This is a genomic window from Amycolatopsis sp. NPDC051071, assembly GCF_040682875.1.
Classification (GTDB): Bacteria; Actinomycetota; Actinomycetes; order Mycobacteriales; family Pseudonocardiaceae; genus Amycolatopsis.
In genome coordinates, this window is sequence record NZ_JBFBBY010000080.1 from 25,651 (window position 1) to 36,268 (window position 10,618).

10 protein-coding genes are annotated in these 10,618 nt (G+C 68.3%); 1 reads left to right on the forward strand and 9 read right to left on the reverse strand.

The features are described 5' to 3' along the window. Positions 1–162: 162 nt before the first annotated feature. The 9 genes from AB0M65_RS24395 to ruvC all read right to left on the reverse strand — a co-directional run bounded on the left by AB0M65_RS24395 (position 163) and on the right by ruvC (position 9,974). On the reverse strand, positions 163–942 hold the full coding sequence (locus AB0M65_RS24395; protein WP_364031643.1) for an enoyl-CoA hydratase-related protein: 780 nt from the start codon (positions 940–942) through the stop codon (positions 163–165). Between the two features lie 31 nt (positions 943–973). Beyond that, positions 974–3,313: a bifunctional (p)ppGpp synthetase/guanosine-3',5'-bis(diphosphate) 3'-pyrophosphohydrolase gene (locus AB0M65_RS24400; protein ID WP_364031646.1), complete on the reverse strand. Its 2,340-nt coding sequence runs from the start codon at positions 3,311–3,313 to the stop codon at positions 974–976. Between the two features lie 78 nt (positions 3,314–3,391). Continuing rightward, positions 3,392–3,910: an adenine phosphoribosyltransferase gene (locus AB0M65_RS24405; protein WP_364031649.1), complete on the reverse strand. Its 519-nt coding sequence runs from the start codon at positions 3,908–3,910 to the stop codon at positions 3,392–3,394. A gap of 104 nt (positions 3,911–4,014) precedes the next feature. After that, a complete protein-coding gene (secF, locus tag AB0M65_RS24410; RefSeq protein ID WP_364031652.1) occupies positions 4,015–5,217 on the reverse strand; it encodes a protein translocase subunit SecF in 1,203 nt (400 codons plus the stop codon). Then, complete coding sequence (gene secD / locus AB0M65_RS24415) at positions 5,214–6,932, reverse strand: protein translocase subunit SecD (protein ID WP_364031655.1); 1,719 nt, start codon at positions 6,930–6,932, stop codon at positions 5,214–5,216. Before secD ends, secF begins: the two co-directional genes overlap by 4 nt. Positions 6,933–7,164: 232 nt before the next feature. Further along, positions 7,165–7,563, reverse strand: coding sequence for a preprotein translocase subunit YajC (gene yajC, locus AB0M65_RS24420; protein WP_364031658.1), 399 nt, complete (start codon positions 7,561–7,563; stop codon positions 7,165–7,167). 145 nt (positions 7,564–7,708) lie between these two features. After that, complete coding sequence (gene ruvB, locus AB0M65_RS24425; protein WP_364031661.1) at positions 7,709–8,785, reverse strand: Holliday junction branch migration DNA helicase RuvB; 1,077 nt, start codon at positions 8,783–8,785, stop codon at positions 7,709–7,711. An 8-nt stretch (positions 8,786–8,793) separates the two neighbouring features. Beyond that, complete coding sequence (gene ruvA / locus AB0M65_RS24430) at positions 8,794–9,393, reverse strand: Holliday junction branch migration protein RuvA (RefSeq protein WP_364031664.1); 600 nt, start codon at positions 9,391–9,393, stop codon at positions 8,794–8,796. Beyond that, positions 9,390–9,974 carry a crossover junction endodeoxyribonuclease RuvC gene (ruvC, locus tag AB0M65_RS24435; protein ID WP_364031667.1) on the reverse strand — a complete coding sequence of 195 codons (585 nt, stop codon included), beginning with the start codon at positions 9,972–9,974 and terminating at the stop codon, positions 9,390–9,392. The genes ruvA and ruvC overlap by 4 nt, the downstream gene beginning before the upstream one ends. Before the next feature lie 95 nt (positions 9,975–10,069). Between ruvC and AB0M65_RS24440 the strand changes: the two genes are divergently transcribed. Beyond that, complete coding sequence (locus AB0M65_RS24440) at positions 10,070–10,516, forward strand: cupin domain-containing protein (protein WP_364031670.1); 447 nt, start codon at positions 10,070–10,072, stop codon at positions 10,514–10,516. Positions 10,517–10,618: the final 102 nt, after the last annotated feature.

The window sequence follows — 10,618 nt, forward strand, 5'->3', positions numbered from 1 at the left end:
GTACATGAAGGCCCCCTTCCTTGCGCCTAGGTACAGGAAGGGGGCCTTCACGTACTCGCGGAGCGGCAAGAAAGCACTGGGGTGGGCCTCGCAAGCGCCCCCAATGTGGCATTGGAGACGCTCAGTGTCCCCAATGCCACATTGGGGGCATCACGACCCGGATCAGCGGTGCGTGAACTTAGGCGGCCGCCGCGCGAGGAAAGCGTCCACGCCCTCGGCGTAGTCCTCCCCGTGCAGGGCACCGAGGCGGATCTCGTCCACTTCGGCGTCGGGCTCCTGTTGTCCCGCCACGATCTTCTCGATGATGCGGTTCATCCCTCGCACCGACGCCTGCGAACGCGACGCCAGGGTCTCGGCGAACTTCGCCGTCGACGTCTCCAGCTCGCCGGCCGGGAAGACGTCGTTGAGCAACCCGATCTCCCGCGCCCGCCACGCGTCGACGAGTTCACCCGAGAGCAGGAAGTACTTCGCGTGCGCCGGGCCCACCAGCGAGACCAGCTGCCGCGTCGAGTCGAAGTGGTAGACGATGCCGAGTTTCGCCGGGGTGATGCCGAACCGCGAGCCTTCGGCGGCGAACCGGAAGTCGCAGGCGACCGAGAGCTGACAGCCGCCGCCAATGCAGTTTCCCTGGATCATCGCCACCGTCGGCTTCCGCAACCCGCTCAGCGCGGCCACGGCGCCCTCGACGGCCTTGTCGTAGGTCTCGGCCGCGTCGGCGGTGGACCGCAGCTCCCGGAACTCGCTGATATCCGCGCCCGCCGAGAAATGCGCACCCGCGCCGGTCAGCACGAGAACCTTGATCGCGGGGTCCGCCGCCACCTTCGCCACCACGTCCGGGATCGCCGACCACATCTCGTAGGTGATCGCGTTCATCTTCTCCGGCCTGGTGAGAGTCAGCCGCGCGACATCGCCGTCGTTGGCGAACTCGAACCCGTCATTCATGACCCGAACCCTAGCGGGGGCCCACCAGTGGTTACGAAGCCGAAGTGACCCGATACACGTCGTAGACGCCCTCGACGCCGCGGACCACCTTCAGCACGTGACCGAGATGCTTCGGATCGCCCATCTCGAAGGTGAACCTGCTGACCGCGACCCTGTCCCGCGACGTCGTCACCGACGCGGACAGGATGTTGACCTTCTCGTCCGCGAGGACCTTGGTGACGTCCGAGAGCAGGCGGTGCCGGTCCAGCGCCTCGATCTGGATCGCGACGAGGAACACCGACGAGGCCGACGGCGCCCACTCGACCTCCACCAGCCGCTCGGGCTGGGCGGTCAGGTCGTCGGCGTTGGTGCAATCCGTGCGGTGGACGCTGACCCCACCGCCGCGGGTGACGAAACCGAGGATCTCGTCGCCCGGCACCGGCGTGCAGCAGCGCGCGAGTTTGGCCCAGATGTCACCGGCGCCCTTCACCACGACACCGACGTCGTTCGAGCCGCGGCGTCGGGTGACCGTGGACGGAGTCGCGCGCTCGGCGAGCTCCTCCTCCGCCTCGTCGACCCCGCCGATGAGCGCGACCAGCCGTTGCACGACGTGTTTCGCGCTGGTGTGGCCCTCACCGACGGCCGCGTACAGCGAGCTGATGTCGGGGTGCCGCAGTTCGGTGGCGACCGCGCCCATGGACTCGGCGGAGACCAGCCGCTGGATCGGGAGGCCGACCTTGCGGACCTCCTTGGTGATGGCTTCCTTGCCGCCCTCGATCGCCTCGTCACGGCGTTCCTTGGCGAACCACTGCCGGATCTTGGCGCGGGCCTTGGGCGAACCGGCGAACTGCAGCCAGTCGCGGCTCGGCCCGGCGGTCTCGGCCTTCGAGGTGAAGATCTCGATGACCTCGCCGTTTTCCAGCTTGCGTTCGAGCGCGACCAGCCTGCCGTTGACGCGGGCGCCGATGCAACGGTGCCCGACCTCGGTGTGCACGGCGTAGGCGAAGTCGACCGGGGTCGACTCGACCGGCAGCGTGATCACGTCGCCCTTGGGCGTGAACACGAAGATCTCGCGCGAGGCGAGCTCGTAGCGCAGTGATTCGAGGAAGTCGCCCGGGTCCGCGGCCTCACGCTGCCAGTCGAGGAGCTGGCGCATCCACGCCATCTCATCGACGTCCACCGAATTGGCCGCGTTGCCGCTGTGGGTGCCCTTGGTCTCCTTGTACCGCCAGTGCGCCGCGATGCCGTACTCGGCGGTGCGGTGCATCTCGTAGGTCCGGATCTGGACTTCCAGTGGCTTGCCGTCCGGCCCGATCACCGTGGTGTGCAGCGACTGGTAGACGCCGAACCGCGGCTGCGCGATGTAGTCCTTGAACCGGCCGGGAACCGGTTGCCACAGCGCGTGGACGACACCCATCGCGGCGTAGCAGTCACGGACGTCCTCGACCAGGATCCGCACGCCGACCAGGTCGTGGATGTCGTCGAGGTCGCGGCCCCGGACGATCATCTTCTGGTGGATCGAGTAGTAGTGCTTCGGCCGTCCCTCGACCTTGGCGGTGATCCGGGAGCCGTCGAGGTTGCTGGTCAGCTCGGTGATCACGGACCGCAGGTAGGTGTCCCGTGAGGGCGCGCGATCGGCGACCAGCCGCACGATCTCGTCGTACTTCTTCGGCTGCAGGATGGCGAACGCCAGATCCTCCAGCTCCCATTTGACCGTCGCCATGCCGAGCCGGTGCGCCAGCGGGGCGAGGACCTCAAGGGTCTCGCGCGCCTTGCGTGCCTGCTTCTCCGGCGGCAGGAAGCGCATCGTGCGCATGTTGTGCAGCCGGTCGGCCAGCTTGATGACCAGCACACGCGGGTCGCGTGCCATCGCGATGACCATCTTGCGGATGGTCTCGGCCTCGGCCGCGGTGCCGAGTTTGACCTTGTCCAGTTTGGTGACGCCGTCGACCAGCTCGCCGACCTTCTCGCCGAAGTCGGCCTTCAGGCTTTCCAGCGAGAACCCGGTGTCCTCGACGGTGTCGTGCAGCAACGCCGCGACCAGCGTCGTGGTGTCCATGCCGAGTTCGGCGAGGATCGTCGCCACGGCGAGCGGATGCGTGATGTAGGGGTCGCCGGACTTGCGGCGCTGATCCCGGTGGAGTTCCTCCGCGACGTCGTACGCGCGTTGCAGCAGCGCGAGATCGGCGTTGGGGTGCAGCTCGCGGTGGATGACGGCGAGTGGTTCGAGGACCTGTTTGACCGGTGCGGCGCGCTGTGCGGTGATCCGGCGGGCGAGGCGGGCACGGACCCGGCGCGTCGCGGACGGCGTCGGCGCGGCTCCTTGTCGGGGAGCACCGTTCTGCTCGGTGCCGTCCTTCGAGGACACCGCGGCATCGAGCTCTTGGCTCACCCGCACCTCCTGCGCTTCGTGCGGCCTTCGGATGTCAAGGGTAACCGCTCCCCCTAGCGGCTCACTTGGTACGCCCGGTCAACACACCCGGAGTGCCTCCACGCGGTACCCCTCAAGCACGGAACGACCACCGAGCGCCGCTAGTTCCATGACCACCGAAACGCCGGTGACCTGCGCCTTCGCGTCCTCCAGGAGCTTGCAGGTGGCCGCGACCGTGCCGCCGGTGGCGAGTACGTCGTCGACGACCGCGACACGCTGGCCCGGTTCGACGATGCCTTCGGGCAGTTCGACGGTCGCCGTGCCGTACTCCAGCACGTAATCGACCCGGCCCGCCACGCGAGGCAGCTTGCCGGGCTTGCGGATCAGCGCGACGCCGAGACCGCGGGAGTAGCCGACAGCGGCCGCCAGGAGGAAGCCGCGCGCCTCCACTCCGGCCAGCAGGTCGACGTCGGGGCCGAGGGTGGCGGCCAGCGCGTCCGTCACGGCCTTGAAGCCGCCGGCGTCGGCGAACAGCGGGCTCAGGTCCCGGAACAGCACGCCGGGTTCCGGGAAGTCCGGCACCTCGGCGATCAGGTCGAGTGCCTTGTCCAGCTCCATGACTTCCCTGCTCTCGTTGCGTCCGGCGGCTCCCTGAACGCTATGAACGGCCCGTTACTTGCGAATTTTGCAAGTAACGGGCCGTTCATAGCACTGGGAACCGGTTACCTCTTGCGCTTGCCCGACGGACGGCCCTTGTGGGCCTTCTGATTCCGGGCCGGGACACTCGCCGCGGCGGCGTACGCCTTCTCCTTGCGGAGTTCGGCGGCGAGGGCGTCCTCGTCGTTCGGGTCGAAGTCGTCGTCGCGTTCGGCGGCCTTGCGGGCCTGGCTGGCGCGCCGGGAAGCGACCCGCTCGGCCTGCTGACGGAACTTCGGGTCCCGCATCTTGAAGTCGACCAGCAGCGGCGTCGCCAGCGCGACCGACGACAGCACGCCGACGATGGTGCCGGTGAGCTGCACCAGCGCGAGATCCTGCAGGGTGCCGGAGCCGAGCAGGATGTACCCGACCACGAGCAGTCCGAGAATCGGCAGCATCGCGATCAGCGCGGTGTTGAACGACCGCATCAGCGTCTGGTTCAGCGCCAGGTTGGCCGCCTCGCCGAAGGTACGGCGGGTGAGCCCGAGCAGGCCGCGTGTGTTCTCGCGGACCTTGTCGAACACCACCACCGTGTCGTACAGCGAGAACCCGAGGATCGTCAGCAGACCGATCACCGTCGCCGGCGTGACCTCGAAGCCGATCAGCGAGTACACACCCGCCGTCACCACGATGTCGTGCAGCAGCGAGATCAAGGCCGCGGCGGCCATCCTGGTGTCGAAGTACAACGCCAGGAACAACGTGACCGCCAGGAGGAACACCCCGAGCGCGATCAGTGCCTGCCGCGAGATCTCCCCACCCCAGGACGCGCTGACCGCGCTGTCACTGATGGCCTGGACACTCGGCTGACCGTTCGTCCCGATCGGGCCCAGTTCCTGGAACAGTGCCTGCTTGATCCTGGAGACCTCGGCGGTGTCCAAAGTGTCCGAACGGAGCTGAATGGTCGACGAGACACCGCTGCCGACCTTCTGCGCCTCGTCGGCGGGCCTGCCGAGGGCCTCGGCGAAGACGTCCTTCGCCTGCTGCTCGGAGATCTGCCCGTTCTTGCCGTTGGACGGGAGCTGGATCTGGGTGCCGCCTTCGAAGTCGATCCCGAAGTTGAACCCCTTGATCCCCATCGACGCGATGCAGACCAGCACCAGCGCACCGAAGAAGAGGTACCAGCGCTTGCGCTTGCCGACCACGTCGAACGCGCCGGTGCCCACGTAGAGGCGGCGGAAGATGCTCTCGCGCTTGCCCGCGGTGGTGTTCTTGTCGTCGACCACGGTCACGCCTCCTTGACGTTCGGGCGACCGGTGGCGGCACTGGCCGCCTTGCGCTCCGAGCCCAGCTGCTGCACGGCACCGAGGCCGAGGTTTTTGGGATTGGACAGGACCTTCGACTTCGAGCGGGAGATCATCGCGACCAGCGGATGCGTCACGAGGTAGACCACGACGAGGTCGAGGACCGTCGACATGCCGAGCGTGAACGCGAAGCCCTTCACGTCACCGACGGCCAGCCAGTACAGGATCGCCGCGGCGAGGAAGCTGACCGCGTCCGAAGCCAGAATCGTGCGCTGGGCACGAGACCAGCCTCGCGGTACCGCGGAGCGGAATGTCCGGCCTTCCCGGATCTCGTCCTTCAATCGTTCGAAGTAGATGACGAACGAGTCCGCGGTGATCCCGATCGCGATGATCAGACCGGCCACGCCTGCGAGGTCGAGGGTGTACCCGATCCACCGCCCCAGCAGCACCAGAACCGCGTAGACGAGCGAGAACGACAAGCCGAGCGACAAGATCGTCAGCACGCCGAGCAGGCGGTAGTAGAAGAGGCAGTAGATGAAGACGATCAGCAGGCCGATACCGCCGGCGATCAGACCGGCCTGCAGCGACGCGAGACCCAGCGTCGCGGACACCGTGGTCGCGTCCGAGGACTCGAATGACAGCGGCAGCGAGCCGTACTTCAGCACGTCCGCCAGATCCTTCGCCTCGGCCTGGCTGAACCGGCCGGTGATCTCGGTCTGACCGCCCAGGATCGCGGACTGGATGGTCGGCGCGGAGACGACCTGCGTGTCGAGGACGAACGCGGCCTGCTTCTGGGTGTTCTTCGAGGTGAAGTCGCCCCAGATACGCGAACCGTCACCCTTGAAGTTCAGGTTGACGACCCACTGGGAGTTCTGGGTGTTGTAGCTCGAGGAAGCGTCGGAGATCTCCGTACCGGGCAGGAACTCGGGCTCCAGCAGGTACTTCATGGTGTTCTTGTCACCACAGGCGACCAGCGGCTTGTCGGTGAGGTCGTTGCCGACCAGCGGGTCCGACACCTTGGGGTCGCACTTCAGTGACGCGAAGGCCTTTTCGGCGGCGGCGGAGAGCTTCGCCTGGTCCGTCGACATCAGATCGGGGTTCTGCCGGACACTCCGGGCTTCCTCGATCTCCTTCTTGGTCTGCGCGTCGGAGTCCGGCGGCTGCTGCTGCGGCGCGGCGGCGGCGCCACCGCCGCCGTTGGCCGGGCTGCTCGGCGGGGCGCTCGCGCCCGGGGCAACCGACGACGCCGGGGGCGCCGAAGAGGGCGGGGCCGACGAAGGCGCACCCGAGGCGGGCGGGGTCGACGACTGCGGGACCGGGGTCACCGGCTGCGACGTCACGACCTTGCGGAAGCCCAGCTTCGCGGTCTTGCCGAGGGACTTGGCCTGGTCGCCCTGCTCGCCGGGGACGGTGATGACGACGTTGCTGCCGTCGAGGACCACTTCGGTGCCGCCGACGCCGATGCCGTTGACCCGGCGCTCGATGATCGAGCGGGCCTGTTCGAGGGACTCTCGCGGAGGGTCGCCGCCGTCGGGATTACGGGCGGACAGGGTGACCCTCGTGCCGCCTTGCAGATCGATGCCGAGCTTCGGCGTCGGCTTGCCGCTACCGGTGAAGAACACCAGGGCGTACAGCGCGACCACGATCAGGGCGAAGAAGGCGAGATAGCGTCCCGGGCGGAGATGCCCGGCCGGTGCGGCCACTGTGCTTCGGTCTCCTCGAACGGACTGGGTTTTCCCCAATGGACTTGGCTGTTCACGCACCGGACGGGAGTCCGGTGGTACCGCGAACGCACCTCGATGACGATGCCCGGTGAACGGGCACGACTATGACGACGGACACGCACGCAGCACCGAGACAGTACTCGGTGCTGCGTGAGTCCGGCGTTGCCCCCGCACCTACGAAAGTCTGGTGTCGGGGATGGCCTTACAGGTGCTATTTCTTGCCGTGCTCCAGCGGAGGAGCGATCTGCGCGCCGGACTTCTCCTCGACGCGCTCTTCGTCCTTCGACTCGATGACCGGCTCTTCGACGACCTCTTCGGTGTCGAGGGTGTCCTCGTCGGTCTCGACGACCGGCTCGACCTTCTCGCGAACGGCCTGGCGGAGCCAGGTGGTCACGACACCGGGGGCGATCTCGAGGTCGATCGTGGTGTCGGCGGAAGCGTCGGCGACAGCCGCGTAGAGACCGGAGGTGGTCATCACCCGGTCACCGGGAGCGAGGCCCGAGAGCAGCTCCTGCTGCTTTGCCGCCGCCTTCTTCTGCTTACGGGTGCCCATGACGAGCGGGATCGCCACAACGAGCATCAGGAGCAGCGGCAGCAATAACTGGTTCATGACTCTCCATTTCGAGCGGACGCCGCGCGGTGCGCTGTTTTGTCCGATTTGGCGGGGTGTGCTCTACCCGAGTGTGCCAGGTGCCAGCGGAAACTCCACCACCACCCGTCACCACCACGGGCCTCGTACCGTGTGAACCGTCCGGTCAGTCCTGGTCGAACAGGCTTGGGCCGCCCTGTTCGCCGCGTGTGACACCGGCCGGGGCCGGCAGGCCGAGGTGTTCCCACGCGGCCGCTGTGGCGACCCGGCCGCGAGGAGTGCGGGCGAGCATACCGGCGCGGACCAGGTAAGGCTCACACACTTCTTCCACGGTAGTCGGTTCTTCCCCGACCGCGACGGCCAGCGTCGACACGCCGACCGGTCCACCGCCGAAGGACCGGACCAGCGCTGTCAGCACCGCGCGGTCGAGCCGGTCGAGCCCGAGTTCGTCGACGTCGTAGACCTCCAGCGCCGCCCGCACGACCTTCCGTGTGGCCCTGCCGTCGGCGCGGACCTCGGCGTAGTCGCGCACCCGGCGCAGCAGCCGGTTCGCGATCCGGGGTGTGCCACGGGACCGGCGGGCGATCTCCGCGGAACCGTCGCGGTCGATCTCAATCTCCAGAATCGTGGCGGCCCGGCGCACGACGAGGTCGAGTTCACTGTCGGTGTAGAACTCCATCTGGCCGGTGAAACCGAACCGGTCACGCAGTGGACCGGTCAGCGAACCGGACCGGGTCGTCGCCCCGACCAGGGTGAACGGCGCGATCTCCAGCGGGATGCTGGTGGCGCCTGGTCCCTTGCCGACGACGACGTCGACGCGGAAGTCCTCCATCGCGAGGTACAGCATTTCCTCGGCGGGGCGGGCGATCCGGTGGATCTCGTCGATGAACAGCACGTCGCCGGGCGCCAGGTTGGAGAGCATCGCGGCGAGGTCACCTGCCCGTTCCAGGGCGGGCCCCGAAGTGATCCGGATGGCGGCGTTCAGTTCGGCGGCGACAATCATCGCCATACTCGTCTTGCCCAGCCCGGGCGGCCCGGAAAACAAGACATGGTCCGGCGGGACACCCCGGCGGCGTGCGCTCTCCAGGACGAGTTCGAGCTGCTCACGCACCCGTGGCTGGCCGATGAACTCGTCGAGTTTGCGCGGCCGCAGCGTGGTCTCGACCTCGCCTTCGCCGGTCTGCGGCAACGCCGACAGCGTCTCGTCGTCGGCCTCGAAATCCGTCACGGCCTCATAGTCCATGTGGCGAGCTACCGCTTACGTCCGAGGGTGGCCAACGCGGCGCGAAGCACCGAGGACGTCGTGTGCCCGTCGCCCTCGCCGAGCACCTTGTCGACGGCCACTTCCGCCTGCTTGGCCGGGAAACCGAGGCCCGCCAGGGCTTCGACGACCTCGCCGCGCAGCACTCCTGGAGCGGTGACCACCGGTGAGCCGTCGGTCGGGCCCGCGAGCGCGGTGACCTTGTCGCGTAGTTCGAGCGTGAGCCGCTCGGCGCCCTTGCGGCCGATGCCGGGCACCTGGGTGAGCACGGTGATGTTGCCTTCGACCAGCGCGGACCGGAGCTTGTCCGGGTCGAGGACGGCCAATGTCGCCAGCGCGAGGCGCGGGCCGATCCCGGAAACCGTTTGCAGCAGGCCGAACAGTCCGCGCGCGTCCGCGTCGGCGAAACCAAACAGCGTCAACGAATCCTCGCGGACCACGAGCGCGGTGTGCAGCATCGCCTCTTCGCCGCGGCGAAGCGTCGCGAGAGTGGCCGGGGTGGCCTGCACCGCGAAGCCCACTCCCCCGACCTCGATGACGACGTGGTCGAGGCCGATGGAGAGGATTTCTCCGCGTACCGAGGAGATCATCGTGCCGCTCCCTGCGTTTTGGCTTGTCTGGCCGCGGCGGCGAGCCTGGCCTTGTGGTTCTTGGCGATTTCGGCCGCCCTGGCCTCGGCTTCGGCGAGCCGGACCCGCATCGGCTCGCGCCACAGATGGCAGATCGCGAGCGCGAGCGCGTCCGCGGCGTCCGCCGGATGCGGTTTGACCTCGAGGCCGAGCAGCCGCATGACCATACCGGTGACCTGCGCCTTGTCCGCGCGGCCGGAGCCGGTGACGGCGGCCTTGACCTCGCTCGGCGTATGGAACACGACCGGCAGCCCGCGTTTGGCCGCGGCGAGCGCGACGACGCCACCGGCCTGCGCGGTGCCCATCGCGGTGCGCACGTTGTGCTGCGCGAAGACGCGTTCCACCGCGACGGCTTCAGGTTTGTAGCGGTCGAGCCAGCGCTCGACGGCGTCGGAGATCCCCAGCAGGCGCACGGAAAGATCGGCGTCCGGCGAGGTCCGCACGACGTCGACCGCCACGGCGCGGACGGTGCGGCCGGTGCCGCCGTCGACCACTCCGAGACCGCACCTGGTCAGACCGGGGTCGACCCCGAGTACCCGCACGCGTTTCCCTCCGCTGTCCTGGCTGCTGTGGCTGCTACGGCGAACATCAGTTCGAGCCTGAGGCTACCTGTCGCGGGAGACGGCAGTATGGAGACATGCCGAGCCCTGCCGACTTCACCGCTCATCTGGGTCTCCAGCCACTGCCCGTGGAGGGCGGCCGCTGGGCGCAAAGCTGGCGCGACGAGACCGCTTCGGCGATCTACTACCTGCTGGTGGCCCCGGAAACCTCGGCTCCGCACCGCCTTGACCGGCTGGAGGTCTACGCCCACCACGCGGGTGCCCCGGTGCGGATGCTGCTGCTGTACCCCGACGGCCGCGTCTCGCGACCGGTGCTGGGACCGGACGTCGCCGCCGGTCAGCGTCCGCAGGTGGTGGTGCCTGCCGGGGTCTGGCAGGCGTCGGTGAGTACCGGTGAGTGGAGCCTGGCCGGGACGGTCGTGGTGCCGCCCTATACGGACGACTGCGTGGAGTTCCTGGATGCGGCCGAGCTGGCCGCGAAGTGGCCGGGCGCCGCGGCCGACCTGGTGCCTTGGCTGTCTTGAGCTGGGACAACACCTCTGACCCCAGCCGCACCAGCCACCGCGTCGGCGCGTGAAGGCCCCCTTCCCTCGGCTCAGCCGAGGGAAGGGGGCCTTCCTGTACTT

Excerpts from the sequence above, each read along its gene's own strand:
- ruvB (WP_364031661.1), bottom strand. The coding sequence starts at position 8,785 with ATGGACTATGAGGCCGTGACGGATTTCGAGGCCGACGACGAGACGCTG.
- AB0M65_RS24395 (WP_364031643.1), bottom strand. The coding sequence starts at position 942 with ATGAATGACGGGTTCGAGTTCGCCAACGACGGCGATGTCGCGCGGCTG.
- AB0M65_RS24405 (WP_364031649.1), bottom strand. The coding sequence starts at position 3,910 with ATGGAGCTGGACAAGGCACTCGACCTGATCGCCGAGGTGCCGGACTTC.
- yajC (WP_364031658.1), bottom strand. The coding sequence starts at position 7,563 with ATGAACCAGTTATTGCTGCCGCTGCTCCTGATGCTCGTTGTGGCGATC.
- ruvA (WP_364031664.1), bottom strand. The coding sequence starts at position 9,393 with ATGATCTCCTCGGTACGCGGAGAAATCCTCTCCATCGGCCTCGACCAC.
- AB0M65_RS24440 (WP_364031670.1), top strand. The coding sequence starts at position 10,070 with ATGCCGAGCCCTGCCGACTTCACCGCTCATCTGGGTCTCCAGCCACTG.